Here is a 16,925-nt window from a genome sequence, read left to right as displayed (position 1 = left end):
AGAATCTAGCGTCAGCCGCCCGCTCCTTGGATTTCGGCACCACGTCTGCGTAGGAAACGATCGAGCGACGCCGCGGCGCGCGGCGCCAACCGACGTGATTCCACGGCCTCGGACACCTGGGGGAGCTCGGGCAGCGGACCGCCGTTCCACTCGCCGAGCGCGGCGGCGAGGACGGGCAGCAGTTGCTGCGCAGCGAGTTCGTAACCCGCCGCGGACGGATGAAAGCGGTCCGGTGAGAACATCGTGTCGGGGGCGGCCAGAAATTCGGGCGCGAGGAGATCGGCCAGCGCGACCGGGTGGCCGCCGGCGGCGAGCGTCGCAGCGGTCTGAGCGCGCGCGAGACGAAGGCCCCAATTGCGGACGACGGTGCGCAGTGGCTGCGGAATGGCGGTGACGACGCCGAGATCGGGGCACGTCCCCACGACGACGACCGTGCCCTTCGCGGTCAAGCGCTCGACGGCGGCTCCGAGCCGCGCAGCCGACGCAGCGATCGAGAACTTTTTCGTGACGTCGTTGGCGCCGACGAGGATGACTGCGGCGTCGGGTGCGGGACCGGCGACGAACATGGCGTCGACCTGGCCCTCGAGGCCCTTGGACGTCGCACCGCCGATAGCTTTGGTGCTGAGGCGGATCTGTTTTCCCGTTTCGTCGGCAAGGCCACGTGCGACGAGAACGCCCGGAACCTCGTCGGCGATCACGCAGCCGACACCGGCCGCGGTCGAGTCGCCGAAAATCATCAGATGAATATCTGCTGAACTTCCCATTCGCCAGGGCCGCGGCGTCCGATCACCTGGTCCGTAGATGCCGTCGGCCTCGGGCGGTTTGGCCGTCGACCGGCCGATCACGCCTCTCGCGGACGTGGCTTGGGACATCAGATGTCGGTACATCGCCCACGACGCCGTCCCAGCTGACGAGCCTGCGAGGACTGTTGCCGCACCGGCTCTCGCCGCAATGCGCCATCGACTCATGGGCACTGTTGATCTCCTTCGCTGAGCGCCACGATTTCCATCGTATGCATTTCCGGCGCGTCGTCACGGCGGTACCGAAGAGCGCGCTGCGGCGCGTCTGGGAAGATGGCACCATGCGCATCGCACAGCACGTCACCGAACTCATCGGCAACACTCCGTTGGTCAAGCTTTCCTCCGTTGTCGGCGACAACGCGGGGATCGTTGCTGCCAAGATCGAATACCTGAACCCCGGCGGCTCGTCCAAGGACCGCATTGCCGTGAAGATGATCGACGCGGCCGAGGCGTCGGGCGAGTTGAAGCCGGGCGGCACCATCGTCGAGCCGACCTCCGGCAACACCGGCGTCGGCCTCGCGCTCGTCGCTCAGCAGCGTGGATACAAGTGCGTGTTCGTGTGCCCCGACAAGGTCGGTGAGGACAAGCGCAACGTGCTTCGCGCGTACGGCGCCGAGGTCGTCGTCTGCCCGACGGCAGTCGCGCCCGAAGACCCCAACAGCTATTACAGCGTCTCCGACCGTCTCGTTCGCGAGATCGACGGCGCATGGAAGCCCAACCAGTACGCCAACCCGGCGGGACCGCAGAGCCACTACGAAACCACCGGTCCCGAGATCTGGGCGGACACCGACGGCAAGATCACGCACTTCGTGGCAGGCGTCGGCACCGGCGGCACCATCTCCGGCACCGGCAAGTACCTGAAGGAGGTCTCCGGCGGCAAGGTCAAGGTCATCGGCGTCGACCCCGAGGGCTCGGTGTACTCCGGCGGCACCGGACGGCCGTACCTGGTCGAGGGCGTCGGTGAGGACTTCTGGCCGACCGCGTACGACCCGTCGATCCCCGACGAGATCATCGCCGTGTCCGACGCCGACTCGTTCGACATGACGCGTCGCCTCGCCCGTGAAGAGGGTCTCCTCGTCGGTGGCTCGTGCGGTATGGCTGCAGTCGCCGCGATCAAGGTCGCCGAGCGTGAAGGTCCCGACGCCGTCGTGGTCGTGCTGCTGCCCGACGGTGGCCGCGGATACCTCGCGAAGATCTTCAACGACGACTGGATGTCGTCGTACGGCTTCCTGCGTTCACGGCTCGACGGCAAGACGGACGAGCCGTCGGTCGGCGACGTGTTGCGAGGCAAGTCCGGCGCACTGCCCGACCTCGTGCACACGCACCCGTCCGAGACCGTGCGCGACGCCATCGAGATCCTGCGTGAGTACGGCGTCTCGCAGATGCCGGTCGTCGGTGCCGAGCCGCCCGTCATGGCAGGCGAAGTTGCGGGCAGTGTCACCGAGCGCGACCTGTTGAGCGCAGTGTTCGAGGGGCGCGCGACGCTCGCCGACCCCGTCGCGAAGCACATGAGTCCGCCGTTCCCGCTGATCGGTGCGGGCGAGAACGTCTCCGACGCCACCAAGGCGCTCGGCGAGACCGATGCGCTCATGGTCGTCGAAGAGGGTAAGCCGGCAGGCGTCATCACCCGGCACGATCTCCTCGGGTTCCTCAGCAAGGGGGCATAACCCCATGTGAGTGCGAATGTAGAGCCCGCTATACATTCGCACTCACATGGGAGCGCCTACCGAACCGCGCTGGAACCGGTGAGCGCCTGACCGATGACGAGCTGATGCACCTCGGAGGTGCCCTCGTACGTCAACACCGACTCCAGGTTGTTGGCGTGTCGTAGCACCGGGTACTCGAGCGTGATTCCGTTCGCCGCAAGGATGGTTCGGCATTCGCGAGCGATCTTCAGCGCCTCGCGTACGTTGTTCAGCTTGCCGACCGACACCTGCTCGCCGCGCAGTTCACCCTTGTCCTTCAGTCGGCCGAGGTGCAGTGCGAGCAGCTCGCCCTTCCCGAGTTCGACGGCCATGTTCGCGAGCTTCGCCTGCGTGAGCTGATAGCCCCCGAGCGGCTTGTCGAACACCTCGCGCGTCTTGGAGTACTCGATCGCCGATTCGAGGCAGTCCCTGGCCGCTCCCATCGCGCCGAACACGATGCCGAATCTCGCTTCGTTCAGACAGCCCAGCGGGCCGCCGAGTCCGCGGGCCTCGGGCAGCATCGCGCTCTCCGGCAGCCTGACGCCGTCCAGAACGAGCTCACCGGTGATGGACGCCCGGAGCGACAGCTTCTTCTTCACGGTGTTCGCCGTGAAGCCCGGTGTGTCCGTCGGAACGACGAAGCCACGGATCTTGTCGTCGGTCTGCGCCCAGACGATCGCGACGTCGGCGACGGGACCGTTGGTGATCCACATCTTGCTGCCGTCGAGAATCCAGTCGCTGCCGTCTTGCCTGGCGCGCGTCCGCATTCCACCGGGGTTCGAGCCGTAGTCGGCCTCGGTCAGCCCGAAGCAGCCGATCAGGTTTCCCTCGGCCATGCCGGGAAGCCATTGCTGCTTCTGCTCCTCGGACCCGTACTTCCAGATCGCGAACATCGCGAGCGATCCCTGCACCGAGACGAGACTGCGGATACCGGAGTCCATCGCCTCGAGTTCCATGCAGGCCAGTCCGTATGCCGTCGCCGACGTGCCCGCGCAGCCGTACCCTTCGAGGTGCATACCGAGCAGACCCAGGGCCCCCAGTTCTTTCGCGAGTTCGCGCGCGGGGACGGTCCCCTCCTCGAACCAGTCGGCGAGGTGTGGGCGAATGCGGTCGGTGCCGAACGCACGCACCGTGGCCCGGATGTCCTTCTCCTCGGTGTCAAGCAGGGTCTCGAAGGCGAAGAGTTCGTCGACGCTCTGCGAGCGTGAAGTCGAATCGGCCACGATGGGTGCCTCTTTCTTCTCGGCGGTGTCTCCCGCAGGCTACTCAGTTCTGCTGCCTATTAGGCTGGAAGCCATGAGTGAGCAGCGCAGCAAGGCAGACAGCACCTCCTGGCAGGGGTTTTCCACGAAGGCGGTTCATGCCGGGTACGAACCCGATCCGCTGACGGGCGCGGTCAACGTGCCGATCTACGCGAGCTCGACTTTCGCTCAGGACGGCGTCGGCGGTATGCGCAGCGGCTTCGAGTACGCACGCACCGGCAATCCGACGCGTCGGCCGCTCGAGGCGAACCTCGCGGCGATCGAGTCGGGCACCTACGGGCGCGCGTTCTCGTCGGGCATGGCTGCGACGGACGCGCTGCTGCGCGCGACCTTGCGTCCCGGCGATCACCTCGTCATTCCGAACGACGCGTACGGCGGTACGTTCCGTCTGATCGACAAGGTGTTCACGCAGTGGGGAATCGAGTACTCGGTCGCCGCGGTCTCCGACGTCGACGCCGTGCGTGACGCCATCCGCCCCAACACGAAGCTCGTGTGGGTCGAGACGCCCACCAACCCGCTCCTGAACGTCGGTGACATCGAGGCGCTTGCCGGTGTCGCGCACGAGGGCAATGCGAAGCTCGTCGTCGACAACACGTTCGCGTCGCCCTACCTGCAGCAGCCGCTGCAGCTCGGTGCCGACGTCGCACTGCACTCGACGACCAAGTACATCGGCGGACACTCCGACGTCGTCGGTGGCGCGCTCGTCACCGACGACGAGGAGCTCGACGCGGCGTTCGCGTTCCTGCAGAACGGCGCAGGCGGCGTTCCCGGACCGTTCGACGCGTTCTTGACGCTGCGTGGCATCAAGACTCTCGCCCTGCGCATGGAACGTCACAGCGACAACGCGGAGAAGATCGTGGAGGTGCTCTCCGGCCACTCGGCCATCTCGCAGGTCATCTACCCGGGTCTCGCCGAGCACCCGTCGCACGCGGTCGCCGCCAAGCAGATGCGACGGTTCGGCGGCATGATCTCAGTGCGGTTGAAGGGCGGCAAGCAGGCTGCGCTGGACTTCTGCGCGCGCACGGAGATCTTCACGCTGGCCGAGTCGCTCGGCGGCGTCGAGTCGCTCATCGAGCACCCCGGTGCGATGACGCACGCGTCGACGGCCGGTTCGCTGCTCGAGGTTCCGGACGACTTGGTGCGTCTGTCGGTCGGTATCGAAGACGGTGCCGACCTCGTCGGCGACATCGAGCAGGCGCTGGGTCAGTAAGGAATGATCGTCGGACTGATCGACTCGGGACTCGGAATGTTGCCGACGTCGGCACATCTTCGAACACTGCGTCCCGAGCTCGATCTGTTCCTCCTCATGGACCCGGACGGGGCTCCGTGGGGACCGAAGGCCGACGAGTGGGTCGTCGATCGTGTACTCGGGACCGCCGATCGGGCCGTCGCGTCCGGCGCGGAGGTGATCGTGTTGCCGTGCAACACGGCAAGCGTCACCGCGTTGACGCACCTGCGTGCTCACCTGGGTACGGCCGTTCCCGTCGTCGGCACGGTTCCCGCGATCAAACCCGCTGCGGCAGAACATGATCGGATTGCCGTCTGGGCAACGGCGGCGACGACGGCAAGTGCCTATCAAGCGCGGTTGATCGAGGATTTCGCACCCGGTCGTACCGTGTCTGCGATCGCCTGCCACGGGCTGGCCGACGCCATCGATCGGGGGGACAGGGAGGGCATCTCACGCGCCATCGATGCCGCCGCGGCCGCGACGCCCTCGGATGTCGAGGCCGTCGTGCTCGGGTGTACGCACTACCCGCTCGTCGCCGCCGAGATCGCGGCGGCGCTCCCGGACGGTGTCACGCTGTTCGACAGCGCGGAAGCCGTTGCGCGACAAACCCTTCGGCGCATCGACCAGTTGGGTCGTCCCGCGTCGGGGTCGGGTGCGGTGACGGTGTCGCTCAGCGGACGTGTCGGCAGCCTCCCGGCGAGCGCGCTGGCGCACCACGAGGGACGGTTACTCGCGGGCCTCGTGCTGGAACAGTCGATCGACCAGTGAGCGCGCATAGCTGACGTCGGTACCGCCGAGTCCGAACAGGATGCGGAAGTACAACGGCGCGACGACGTGATCCATGACGTCGTCGCGGGTGGGGGCGGGCTCCCCGCGGTCGCGGGCGTGCCCGAGGATGGTGTCGATCTGCAGTTCGCGTTTGTCGAGGCAGTGACTCTTGCCTGTGTCGTCCTTCGTCGACCCCACGACAGTGCGCAGAAACGAGGTGCGTTCGGGTCGTGCGATGTCGGTGACGAGGAATTCGCACCAGATGGCCAGATCGCGATGAAGGTCACCGGTGTCGGGCACCGGGCCGTCGGCCGTCAGGACTTCCATCGCCACCTCGGTGCGTAAGGCGTCGAGGTCGCCCCACCGGCGATACACGGTGGTGGCAGCCACGCCTGCGCGTTCGGCAACCAGGGGAATCGACAAGGCGTCGACCTCTTCACCGATCAGCTCGGTGACCGCCCGATGAACATCGGCGCGGACACGGGCGCTGCGCCCGCCCGGGCGGGCCGTACGGCGATCGGTAACGGACATTTCTCCATTATTGCAAACGGATTGGCGTTAGTGCAGCCATCGGTCTATCGTCGTCTAAAGCAATAGAAGTTGCGTTAGGCGCTTGGGGAGGTTCCATGACTGAGACGGTTGCGCCCGAAACGGCGAAGCGATCGGCACGACGGATGCCGCCTTCGATCGCGTTCGTCGCGGTCGGAGTGACGTATCTCGTCGTCATGGCGTCGTCGGCGGCACCGTCGCCGCTGTACCCGGTCTATCAGCAAGCATGGGGCTTCTCGTCGACGACACTGACGATCGTGTTCGCCGTGTACGCGCTCGCTCTGCTCGTGGCGCTGTTGGTTGTCGGAAGCCTGTCCGACCATGTGGGTCGAAAGCCGATCATGTTCGGAGCGCTCGGACTTCTGGTCGTCAGCCTCGTGCTGTTCGTCGTCGCCGACGACGTGCCGACTCTGATCGCGGCGCGCGTCGTGCAGGGATTGGCCGCGGGAACGGCAACGGGGGCTCTGAGCGCAGCCGTGATCGATCTGCAGCCGTCGGAGTGGTCGGGCCCGCTGGTGAACAGTGTGGCACCGTCGATCGGATTGGCCACCGGTGCACTGGGTTCCGGGCTGCTGGTTCAACTCGCACCGGCACCGACGGTTCTCGTCTTCGCGCTCCTGATCGCGTCGACGGTTCTCCTGGCGGCAGTGCTGTTGTTCGTGCCGGAGACATCGGCCTTGCACGGCGTGGAATCCCGTCGCCACCTTGCACAGTTGCTCCGGCCGAAAGTCTCGATCCCAGAGGGTATTCGCGCGCAGTTCCTGTTGATCGTCCCGGTATTGATCGCAACGTGGTCGCTCGGCGGGTTCCACCTGTCGCTCGGGCCGTCGATCATGGGTTCGTTGTTCGGCATCGACAATCACATCGTCGGCGGGCTCGAGATCTTCGCCCTCTTCTTCTCGGGTTCCGCTGCGGCCGCGACGGTTCGGCATCGACCACCTCGAGCTGTGATGATCGGCGGGGCGATCGTGTTGTCCGTCGGTGTCACTGCGTCGTTGATCGCCGTCGCTGCCGGATCGGTCACGCTGTACTTCGCGGGTGCGGTCGTCGCCGGGGCAGGGTGGGGTAGTGCCTTCCTGGGGGCGATGCGCACACTCGGCGCGCTGGTTCCCGCGGCCGAGCGAGGCAGTGCCTTCGCGACCACGTTCGTCATCAGTTACACCGCATTCAGCGTCCCTGCCGTGGTCGGTGGCCTGGCGGTTCACCGTTTCGGTCTGGAGCCGACCGCAGTGGTCTACGGCGGGATGGTGATCGTGCTGGCGCTGGCGTCGTCGGTGGGCAGCATCGTCGCCTCGAGGCGCGAGCGAAGCGCTGTGGCAGTTCAGGTCTGAGCCCTACCCGATCGTCCAGTCTTGCCGGACGACCGGGCGGTAGTCGGTCGTCTCGCTGCCGTCCCTCGTCGTCTGTGGGACTATTTGTTTATCTGAACAAGTGCTCAGATGAACGAAGGAGGGTCGATGGCTCGGTCAGGACTGGCTGTGGGCGCTGCATCCCTGTGCGCTCTCGCGCTGGCTGCGTGCAGCGCGCCGACGAACTCGTCGGGCTCGTCGGCCCAGGACGGTCTCGTCCTTGCGGACGGCTACGAACTCGGTGGCTACAACCCGATCGCCGGTTACGGCGCCGCGGGTGAGGCCAAGATGTACGACGGGCTGCTGAAGCTCGACGGCACCGACGGTCTTCCCGGTTTCGAACCGTCCCTCGCGACGGAGCTCCCGACTGCCAATGCCGACGCGACCGTCTGGACGGTTCCGTTGCGCGAGGGTGTCACGTTCTCCGACGGGTCGACGTTCGACGCGGCGGATGTCGTCGCCACCTACGACGCCATCCTGAATCCGGCGTCGGCGTCGGAGGCACGGTCGTCGTTCGACATGATCACCGAGGTGACCGCGCTCGACCCTCGAACCGTCGAATTTCGTCTCGCCTATCCCTATTCGGCGATGCCGACGAAGATGCTGATCGGCATCGTACCGTCGGAATCCGTTGCGACCGAGGGGCTTGCGGCCGAGTCGAGTCTGAACACCGCGCCGATCGGGACCGGCCCGTACACGCTTGTCGACCTGTCTCCCGACCGCGCGGTGTTCGAAGCCAACGAGGACTATTTCGGCGGCGCACCGGAAGTGAAGAAGTTGACTCTGCTGTACGTTCCGGACGACAACACCCGAGCCCAGCGTATGGCGGCGGGGGAGATCGACGGAACCAACCTCCCGCCGCTGCTCGCCGAGACTCTCGACGGACGTGACGGAATGTCGTTGACCGCCAACACGTCTGCGGACTGGCGAGGTGTGTCCCTGCCGACCGACAATCCCGTCGCAGGGGACAAGGCGATGCGGATGGCGTTGAACCTCGCCGCGAACCGCCAGTCGATGGTCGACAACATCCTCGGCGGACACGGCCGCCCCGCCGCGACACCCATCCCGGAGGTGTACGGCGCTGCGTACGAGCCATCGGCCGCGTTCCCCTACGATCCCGCTGAGGCGGAACGGCTCCTGACCGCGGCGGGGTGGGTCGTCGGGCCCGACGGCATACGCGTCAGGGACGGGGTGCGTGCCGAGTTCTCGGTGATGTACAACGCGTCGGACACCGTGCGACGGGATCTGGCCCAGGCGTTCGCATCCGATGCGTTGGCGGTCGGCGTCGAAGTGAATCTGGAGGCTTTGTCCTGGGACCGGATCGACCCGCGCATCTCGTACGACGCGACGCTGCTCGGCGGTGGTTCCGAACCGTACGACCCGGATACCCAGGCGTACAACGCACTCGATTCCGAGTTCGTGGAACCGGGAGTCGGCAGCATCTACGACAACGCGAGCGACTACTCGAACCCAGCCGTCGATGCTGCGCTCGAGGCCGGACGTCGGAGCCTCGACCCAGCCGAACGTGACGCGGCGTATCGCGACATGCAGCGGGCGTACGTCGACGATCCCGGTTACGTCTATCTGGTGTTCCTCGACCACACGTACGTGTCGAAGGATTCGGACTGGACGAAGTCCGGGCCGATCCTCGAACCGCATGCGCACGGTGTGACATGGGGACCGTGGTGGTCGCTGCAGACGTGGACGAGGCAGTCGTGACGGCCACGATCGCGCGGCCCGACGCGAGGACCACGACGCGTCACGACCCGAGTACGCGTCGCCGAGGGATCCTCGCCATGATCGGCCGCCGGCTGATGTTCGTGATTCCGGTGTGCGCTGCGGTGTCCGCGGGTTTGTTCGCGGCCGCGTCGATTTCGCCGTTCGATCCGCTCGTCGCTTATCTCGGAGTTCGGTACACGACGACGTCGGATGCCGACAAGCAGATGATCGCCGAGCAGCTCGGCTTGGATCAGCCCTGGTACACCACGTACTGGCAGTGGGTGCAGGGTCTGTTCACCGGTGACCTGGGCATGTCGAGGTCCTTCGGGCAACCGGTCGTGGACGTGCTGACCGAGCGCGTGCCGTGGACGTTGCTGCTCGCAGGCGTCGGGCTTGCGCTCGCCGTGACGGTCGCACTGGTTCTCGGCGTCCTCGCAGGAATTCGAAGCGGTGGCATCCTCGACCGCGCAGTCACCGCCCTGTGCATCACGATTCAAGGCCTGCCGCCTTTCGTACTGTCGCTCGGCGCGATCGCGTTGTTCGCACTCGGGCTCGGCTGGCTGCCGGTCGCCGGGCTGACGGACGCGGGCGCCGACCCGACGTTCGCCGGCGTCGCGGCACACATGGCGCTCCCGGTCGCGGTTCTCGCGCTGTCGCAGCTGCCGTGGTTGCTGCTGGCGGTTCGCGAGTCCGTATCGGTCTCGCGCGGAGAGGACTTCGTCGCAGGCGCAGTGGCACGCGGTATTCCGACGTCGACGATCACCCGGAAGCACATCGTGCCGACATCGCTCGCCCCGTTCGTCAACGTCGTCGGTGTGCGACTGCCGGAGCTCGTCGTCGGCGCCGTCCTCGTCGAGGAAGTGTTCTCGTGGCCAGGAATCGCCGGAGCCATCGTGCAATCCGCGCGTGATCTGGACATGGCGTTGCTCGCGTTTCTGACGATCGGAACTACGTTGGCGGTACTGCTCGGATCGCTCCTCGCCGATGTGGTTGTCGCACGTCTGGATCCGCGAGTGACGACCGATGGATAGGCGCAGGCTCGCCGTCGCGGGCGCGGTTCTGGCTGTGCTCGCGCTGTATGCGGTGTTCGTGCCGTGGCTGTCGGGAGTGGACGATCGTGTCACCGACTTCGCTGCGGCCAGGCAAGGGCCGTCGACGTCCCACTGGTTCGGTACGGATTCGGCAGGTCGAGACCTGCTCGTCCGCAGCGCGGCAGCGATCCGTACGTCTCTGGTGATCGCCGCCGCGTGTGCGCTGTTGGCGACGGTGATCGGAGCGGCCGTCGGAACGATCGCCGGACTGTGGGGTGGCCCGGTGGACCGCGTCGTCATGCGCAGTACCGACGCGATCAACGCGTTGCCGCACCTGCTGCTCGGGATCGTCATCGTCGCAATGTTCCGCGGTAGCCTCGTCGCGATCGTGCTGTCGATCGCGCTGACGCACTGGACGCAGGTAGCGCGCATCGTGCGGTCGGAGATTCTCGGCCTGCGTGGACGGCCTTACATCGACGCGGCGGTCCTTGCAGGCGCGAGTTGCACGCATGTCATCACGCGGCACATGGTGCCGGCGATCCTGCCGCAGGCTATGGTCGCCGTCGTTCTGCTTCTGCCGCATGCGATCTGGCACGAGTCCACCCTGTCCTTCCTGGGCTTCGGGCTGCCGCCGCACGAACCCAGTCTCGGAACTCTGCTGTCCGAAGCAAGGAGTTCGTTGCTGCTCGGTGGCTGGTGGACTCTGGTGTTTCCTGCCGGGATCCTCGTCCTGGCCACGGTGTCGGTGGCCGCTGCGGGATCGGCACTACGCGCGGCGACGGTCCCGCCCAAGCCTTCGGAGCTCCGACTGTGACTGCACTGACGATCGACGACCTGACGATTCGTATTCCACTGGGCAACGGCTCGGTCGTGCACGCCGCGACGGGGGTGAATCTGTCCGTCCCGGCAGGCACGGTCACGGCGTTGGTCGGTGAATCCGGCTGCGGCAAATCGATTCTCGCGTCGGCCGTGATGGCGATGTTGCCCGTCGGATCGAGGGTGTCGGGATCGATCGAGGTCACGACTGCGAATCGCACGGTCGATGTCCTCACCGACAGTGGTTTCCGCGGTCGTGACGTCGCGCTGATCCCGCAGTCCGCATCGTCGTACCTGACGCCGGTGCGGACGGCTCGGTCGCAGCTCGACGAGACCATCCGAGTACTCGGGTCACGCCATCGTGCCGACGAACTCGCGCGCACCGTCGGTCTCGACCCTGCCGACCTGGACCTCTACCCACACGAATTGTCCGGCGGCATGGCCGGGCGCGTCGCCATCGCGGGCGCACTCGTCGGCGATCCCGCGGTGATCGTCGCCGACGAGCCCACGGCGGGCCTCGACGGGGAACTGACCGATCGGGTTCTGCGCCTCCTGCGTCGATGTGCCGACGACGGGGCCGCGGTCCTGCTGATCACTCACGACCTGGCGTCGCTCGTGCGCACGGCCGTCGCCGATCGAGTCGCGGTGATGTACGCGTCGCGCATCATGGAAACCGGTCCCGCCGCACTGGTTCTGGACGAGCCGCTTCACGACTACACGCGGGATCTGGTGAACGCGTTACCGTCGCGAGGGCTCCATCCCATGCCGGGTACCCCGCCACAACTCACCGATCTGCCGGGTGAGTGCGTCTATCACCTGCGCAGACCGGACACCGTCATGTCCGGCGGACCGACCGAACTGGTCACGATCGGCAGCAGGGCATACCGAACGAGGGTGAGTGCATGAGTCTCGACGCAGTCGGAATCACCGCGGGATATGCCGGTACGTCGAACGTGCTGCAGGACGCGTCGTTGTCGGTGTCGGCCGGAGAGATCGTCGGTCTTGCCGGGCCGTCGGGCTCCGGAAAGTCGACGTTGGCGCGGGTGTTGGCGATGCTGCTCGAACCGCGCGCGGGGACGGTGACCATCGACGGAAGTACAGTTCCAGGAACTGGTTTCGGCGTGCCCGCGTCTATGCGGCGTCAGGTGGCGATGCTGTTCCAGTCGCCACGCGCCGCGACGGATCCACGAATGTCGTTGCGGTCCATCATCGAACAGCCCGCCGCGATCGTCGGGCGGAAGATCGTCGCGCACGATCTCGCTGCACGTGTCGGCCTGACGCCGGATCTGCTGACGCGTCGTCCACACCAGGTGAGCGACGGGCAGCTGCAACGAGCATGTGTCGCACGGGCACTGGCGCAGGAGCCGAAGTATCTGATCTGCGACGAGGCGACGGCCATGCTCGACGCGGCTACGACGGCCTCGATCATGCACGTCATCCGGGACGAGGCCGAAGAAACGGGAATGGGTGTCCTGCTCATCAGCCACGACACCGAACTGCTGAATGCGCTGTGCACCCAGGAAGTCCACAGCATGGACGGCGTGGACTTTCAGGGTAGGCGTGCAACCTGAAGAGGTCAGCAATTCACTTCTCCGTAGGAGTCATCGTGCGCAACTCGTTCAAGAAGACCGCCGCAGTTCTCGCCGCCGTCGGATCGTTGTCCCTCGGCGGTGCGTCACTGGCCTCCGCGGCAACGGCCGACACCCTCACGGTTCCCGACGTCACCGGGTATTCGGCTCCGGCAGCGGTTCGTGTACTCGAGGACGCGGGCTTCACCAACGTCGTCGTCTCCGGTCCTTATGCGCACGACTGGGATACGACGGTCACCCGCACGTCGCTCGCCGCGTCGACGACCGCTGCCGAAACCCAGCCGATCACCGTGTTCGTCGATCCGTGGTGAGTCAGAACCGAATCTCGACGCGGTCGCTGACGGGACGTGCCTGGCACCCGAGGATCATCCCGTCGGCGATGTCGTCCTCGTCGAGGACGTCGGTGTTCTCCATCGCGACTTCACCGCCCACCATGGTGCACGCGCACGACCCGCACTCACCCTCGCGGCACGAGTAGGGGACGTCGATGCCCTCGGCGAGCATGATGTCGACGAGCGTCCTGTCACGCGGCCACGCGAGAGTGTGCCTCCCGCCGTCGAGTTCGACGACGGCGACCGCGTCGTCCGCCTGGGCAGGACTCTCGGCGACCTCTGCCTCGGCGACAGTGGCGAACGGGTCGCCGACGAGCGAGGTGAAGATCTCGCGTCGTACTCGGTTCCGCGGAAAACCGCTCGACGCAAGTGCTTTGACGGCCGCATCCATGAACGGCCCGGGCCCGCACACGAATGCACAACGGTCACGACACGGCGCCGCGAAAGTGGCCAATTGGTCGACGGTCGGTATGCCCTGCAGCGATTCGAGCCAATGTACGACGGTCAACCGTCGGGGATATTCGGCTGCGAGCGTCCGTAGTTCGTTCGAGAAGATGACGGAGTTCTCGTTGCGATTCGCGTAGAACAGGGTCACCGTTCCGATGCCTTCGCTCAGTGCCGACTTCAGAATCGACATGATCGGCGTGATTCCCGACCCGGCGGCGACGAGCAGGAAATCGTCGTCGAGGTCCTTCGGGGTGAATCGCCCCGACGGGGGGAGCACCTCGATCGTGTCTCCCGGCTCGACGTTGTCGCAGACCCAGTTGGAGCCGTAACCGTCGTACGTGCGTTTGACGGTCACCTTCGGCGGCTCACCGCGGTGCGGTGAACTGGACAGGGAGTAGCAGCGGGCGACTGCGCCCGTTCTCTCGCTCGGAATTCGTACGGTCAGAAACTGGCCTGGTAGATACTCGAACGTGTCGGGTGGGTCGAAGACGAGGGACCGCGCTTCGGGGGTCTCGTCGACGACCTCGGCGACCCTGAGCAGCAGGGATCGGTTGCCGCGGCGTGCGTCGGCTGTCGCCATCGGGCGTCCTCTCGTCTATAACTGTAACGTGTTCTAGTTTTGCACGCCGGCTACGGTATGTCGACTGCCGGTCGCTCGTCGCCCTGCCCGATCGGGTAGGTGCCCACCTGCCCGGCCGCTGGTGGGAACTTCGGTCGCCGTCCGGCTAGGGTTGTAACGTGAATCACACGGATCGCGGCACCACGAGCGGCAGGCACAGCAGAGGCGAGTAGGCACATGATCGAGACGGCCGCGACGGGTCGGGCGCTAGCCGATCTGCATTCGCATCGAAACGCGATCGAGGCGCCGCGCGTACTGAAGTTCCACGCGCCCGAGATCGTCTTCGGTCAGAACTCGCTCGGCGAGGTCGCGCACGCCGCGCTGCGACTCGGGGCCCGCCGCCCATTGGTGGTGTCCGACGGCGGTCTCATCGAAGCGGGGTGGGTCGCGCACCTGACCTCGCTGCTGATCGAGGAAGGGTTGGCGCCGACGGTCTGGAGCGACCTGACGCCCAATCCCAAGGACGTCGAGATCGAAGCCGGCCACGTCGTCTACCAGGAATCCGGATGCGACGTACTCGTCGCGATCGGCGGCGGCTCGGTCATGGATGCAGCCAAAGGAATTGCGATCCTGGCCGGAAACGGTGGGTCGATCCTCGATTTCGAGGGGGTCGACCAGGCGACGCGACCGATTCCCCCGCTCGTCATGGTGCCGACGACGTCGGGAACAGGTGCGGACGTCTCGCAGTTCTGTATCGTCACCGACACCACACGATCGACGAAGATCACCATCCTCGGGCGTGCGCTGGTTCCCGACATCACCGTCATCGATCCGAGACTGTTGACGACGATGCCCGAATGGCTCAACGCCGCAACGGGTCTCGACGCGTTGACGCACGGAATCGAAGCGTTCGTGTCGCTGGGGCACAATCAACTCACCGACCACCATGCGCTGCGTGCGGTGACGATGGTGACGTCGCACCTGGCGCACACGATGACCGACCCGTCCGACCTCGGTGCGCGCACGTCGATGGCGCAGGCCGCTCTGGAAGCAGGCCTTGCGTTCACGAACGCGATCCTCGGTGCGACGCATGCGATGAGCCATCAGGTCGGTGGGCTGCTGGACCTGCCACACGGCGTCATCAACGGTGTGCTGCTGCCACACGTCATCCGATTCAACGCTGCGCACGACCCGATGCCCTACGTCGCGGTCGCGACGAGTCTGGGCCTCGCCGAGGCGCGTGGATCCGCGGAGGAGGCTGCACTTGCCGTCGCGGAACGGGTCGAACGACTGGCTCGACAGGTCGGAGTTCCCCAGGGACTGAAGGACATCGGCGTCAGCGACGCCGACATCGACGTGCTCGCCACCAACGCGCTGCGCGACGCATGCATGTCGACCAATCCGCGGTCTGCGACCCATCGAGAGATGGTCGATCTGTTCAGGACCGCGCTGTGACGGCGTCGCAACCGGATCTGTCCCTCCTGACCGGTCTGCGGTCGGGAAAGGCCACGTTCTATCCCCAGTATCGTGGCGCGGCCGAGCGCCTCGAGCGCGTCGTCCATGCGTTGGAGTTGATCTCGCGTGCTCTCGTGCGGACGGTCGACGGCCCCGAGACGTTGATCTGTGCCGTCGCCGAGGCGGCTCGTGCACATCTGAGCGCTCAGTGGGTGGTCTTCGCGCTCGCCGACGGCGCCCTACCGGACGCCGGACCACGCAGACTCGTGCTCGGTCCGGACGCGACGCCGTTCCTGGTCGACAACGTCGAAGGTCCGCCGTTGCCGGGCGATGTCGTCGAATGCCTCGACGCGATTCGGCTCGCCACGATCGGCGACGGCCGAAGTCCCGTCATCGCCGCTCACCACGCATTCGTGCCCATCGCACTCGACGGAGGTGTCGTCGGGGCGTTCGCGGCGTGGACGCCGAAGCATCGGGTTCTCGACGCGACCGACTCGGCGGTCCTCAGCATTCTGGCGAGCCAGACGGCCGTCGCGCTGCAGAACTCCGCGCTGTATCAGAGCAGACGCATTCTGCTCGAGCGCACCGAGAACGCATACGCGGAGGCACATCGGACTGCGGCGGACCTCGCTGTCCGCAACGCGGAACTCGAAGCGACGCAACGACAACTCGGTGCCGCGCATCGACATCAGGTGCTCGACGAGGAGAGGCATCGCATCGCGCGCGAACTGCACGACAGCGTCACGCAGGCCGTGTTGTCGGCTGGGATGCAGATCGACTTGTGCCGCAACGATATTCCGGCCGACGAACGTTTGGAGCGTCTCGACGTTGCAAAAGAACTGACGCGCCGAGCCGTCGAACAGTTGCGGTCGGCCATCTACGCGCTGAATCACGCACAGGACGCGGATCGAACGTCGCTGCCGGAAATGCTCGAGCAGCTGTCGATAGTGCACATGCCGGACGAGCTGAAGGTCTCGCTCCGCGTCGAAGGAACGCCCGTGGAACTGAGCAGCGCATGCGAGCACGATCTGCTGCGCATCGCCGGAGAAGCATTGTTCAACACCGCAGTTCACGCCAAGGCCAGCCGCGCGATACTGCGCCTCGCGTACCGCGAACGACATGTGCAGCTCTCCATCGCCGACGACGGTGCAGGCGACCCGTCGTACCTTCGCCTCATGTGGCGGATGGCCGAGACGGGCGACGTCGACGGTCGTCATCGCGGGCTCGCCAACATGGCTGCGCGGGCGCGAGAACACGGCGGCTCGTTCGAGATCCGCAAGGCACGCATCGGGGGAGTGCGCATATCGGTGCGCATCCCGTCCGAAGGAGAGTGAGC

16 protein-coding genes are annotated in these 16,925 nt (G+C 66.2%); 12 read left to right on the top strand and 4 right to left on the bottom strand.

All coding sequences use genetic code 11. From position 1 onward, the window contains the following. Positions 1 to 11 precede the first annotated feature (11 nt). A complete protein-coding gene (locus tag RhoFasB10_RS00480) occupies positions 12 to 968 on the bottom strand; it encodes an SGNH/GDSL hydrolase family protein (RefSeq protein WP_174551504.1) in 957 nt (318 codons plus the stop codon). A gap of 113 nt (positions 969 to 1,081) precedes the next feature. On the opposite strand from RhoFasB10_RS00480, the gene RhoFasB10_RS00475 reads away from it, so the two are divergent. Next, the gene (locus RhoFasB10_RS00475) at positions 1,082 to 2,467 is read left to right on the top strand and encodes a cystathionine beta-synthase (RefSeq protein ID WP_068432006.1); all 1,386 of its coding nucleotides are present in this window, start codon (positions 1,082 to 1,084) and stop codon (positions 2,465 to 2,467) included. A gap of 56 nt (positions 2,468 to 2,523) precedes the next feature. Here the strand turns inward: RhoFasB10_RS00475 and RhoFasB10_RS00470 are convergent, their stop codons facing one another. Then, positions 2,524 to 3,708: an acyl-CoA dehydrogenase family protein gene (locus tag RhoFasB10_RS00470; RefSeq protein ID WP_167674646.1), complete on the bottom strand. Its 1,185-nt coding sequence runs from the start codon at positions 3,706 to 3,708 to the stop codon at positions 2,524 to 2,526. 73 nt (positions 3,709 to 3,781) lie between these two features. On the opposite strand from RhoFasB10_RS00470, the gene RhoFasB10_RS00465 reads away from it, so the two are divergent. Further along, the gene (locus RhoFasB10_RS00465) at positions 3,782 to 4,957 is read left to right on the top strand and encodes a cystathionine gamma-synthase (protein ID WP_068432487.1); all 1,176 of its coding nucleotides are present in this window, start codon (positions 3,782 to 3,784) and stop codon (positions 4,955 to 4,957) included. A 3-nt stretch (positions 4,958 to 4,960) separates the two neighbouring features. Beyond that, the gene (locus RhoFasB10_RS00460) at positions 4,961 to 5,743 is read left to right on the top strand and encodes an aspartate/glutamate racemase family protein (protein WP_167674644.1); all 783 of its coding nucleotides are present in this window, start codon (positions 4,961 to 4,963) and stop codon (positions 5,741 to 5,743) included. Here RhoFasB10_RS00460 and RhoFasB10_RS00455 read toward each other — a convergent pair. Then, positions 5,702 to 6,274 (bottom strand): TetR/AcrR family transcriptional regulator, encoded by a 573-nt coding sequence (locus RhoFasB10_RS00455; RefSeq protein WP_068432456.1) that lies wholly within the window; start codon positions 6,272 to 6,274, stop codon positions 5,702 to 5,704. The genes RhoFasB10_RS00460 and RhoFasB10_RS00455 overlap by 42 nt on opposite strands. Before the next feature lie 95 nt (positions 6,275 to 6,369). Between RhoFasB10_RS00455 and RhoFasB10_RS00450 the strand changes: the two genes are divergently transcribed. From RhoFasB10_RS00450 to RhoFasB10_RS00420, 7 genes are all read left to right on the top strand, one after another. Then, positions 6,370 to 7,623 (top strand): MFS transporter, encoded by a 1,254-nt coding sequence (locus RhoFasB10_RS00450; protein WP_167674642.1) that lies wholly within the window; start codon positions 6,370 to 6,372, stop codon positions 7,621 to 7,623. Positions 7,624 to 7,749: 126 nt separating this feature from the next. Further along, positions 7,750 to 9,360: an ABC transporter substrate-binding protein gene (locus RhoFasB10_RS00445; RefSeq protein WP_167674640.1), complete on the top strand. Its 1,611-nt coding sequence runs from the start codon at positions 7,750 to 7,752 to the stop codon at positions 9,358 to 9,360. Next, on the top strand, positions 9,315 to 10,391 hold the full coding sequence (locus RhoFasB10_RS00440) for an ABC transporter permease (protein WP_167674638.1): 1,077 nt from the start codon (positions 9,315 to 9,317) through the stop codon (positions 10,389 to 10,391). The genes RhoFasB10_RS00445 and RhoFasB10_RS00440 overlap by 46 nt, the downstream gene beginning before the upstream one ends. Further along, positions 10,384 to 11,205, top strand: coding sequence for an ABC transporter permease (locus RhoFasB10_RS00435; protein ID WP_167674636.1), 822 nt, complete (start codon positions 10,384 to 10,386; stop codon positions 11,203 to 11,205). Before RhoFasB10_RS00440 ends, RhoFasB10_RS00435 begins: the two co-directional genes overlap by 8 nt. Then, the gene (locus RhoFasB10_RS00430) at positions 11,202 to 12,113 is read left to right on the top strand and encodes an ABC transporter ATP-binding protein (RefSeq protein WP_167674634.1); all 912 of its coding nucleotides are present in this window, start codon (positions 11,202 to 11,204) and stop codon (positions 12,111 to 12,113) included. The genes RhoFasB10_RS00435 and RhoFasB10_RS00430 overlap by 4 nt, the downstream gene beginning before the upstream one ends. Beyond that, positions 12,110 to 12,778: an ATP-binding cassette domain-containing protein gene (locus RhoFasB10_RS00425; protein ID WP_167674632.1), complete on the top strand. Its 669-nt coding sequence runs from the start codon at positions 12,110 to 12,112 to the stop codon at positions 12,776 to 12,778. The genes RhoFasB10_RS00430 and RhoFasB10_RS00425 overlap by 4 nt, the downstream gene beginning before the upstream one ends. Before the next feature lie 35 nt (positions 12,779 to 12,813). Continuing rightward, positions 12,814 to 13,107 (top strand): PASTA domain-containing protein, encoded by a 294-nt coding sequence (locus RhoFasB10_RS00420; protein ID WP_068432436.1) that lies wholly within the window; start codon positions 12,814 to 12,816, stop codon positions 13,105 to 13,107. A gap of 1 nt (position 13,108) precedes the next feature. Here RhoFasB10_RS00420 and RhoFasB10_RS00415 read toward each other — a convergent pair whose 3' ends face one another. Continuing rightward, on the bottom strand, positions 13,109 to 14,155 hold the full coding sequence (locus RhoFasB10_RS00415; RefSeq protein WP_167674631.1) for a ferredoxin--NADP reductase: 1,047 nt from the start codon (positions 14,153 to 14,155) through the stop codon (positions 13,109 to 13,111). 216 nt (positions 14,156 to 14,371) lie between these two features. Between RhoFasB10_RS00415 and RhoFasB10_RS00410 the strand changes: the two genes are divergently transcribed. Both RhoFasB10_RS00410 and RhoFasB10_RS00405 read left to right on the top strand, forming a co-directional pair. Further along, positions 14,372 to 15,589: an iron-containing alcohol dehydrogenase gene (locus tag RhoFasB10_RS00410; RefSeq protein WP_068432434.1), complete on the top strand. Its 1,218-nt coding sequence runs from the start codon at positions 14,372 to 14,374 to the stop codon at positions 15,587 to 15,589. Continuing rightward, on the top strand, positions 15,586 to 16,923 hold the full coding sequence (locus tag RhoFasB10_RS00405) for a histidine kinase (protein WP_068432431.1): 1,338 nt from the start codon (positions 15,586 to 15,588) through the stop codon (positions 16,921 to 16,923). Before RhoFasB10_RS00410 ends, RhoFasB10_RS00405 begins: the two co-directional genes overlap by 4 nt. The last annotated feature ends 2 nt before the right edge of the window (positions 16,924 to 16,925 follow it).

Origin of the sequence: Rhodococcus sp. B10 (assembly GCF_011770055.1) — a bacterium.
Taxonomy (GTDB): Bacteria; Actinomycetota; Actinomycetes; order Mycobacteriales; family Mycobacteriaceae; genus Rhodococcoides; species Rhodococcoides kyotonensis_B.
Note: the sequence above shows the minus strand (reverse complement) of the source record. Positions and strands in the feature narration are given on the sequence as shown.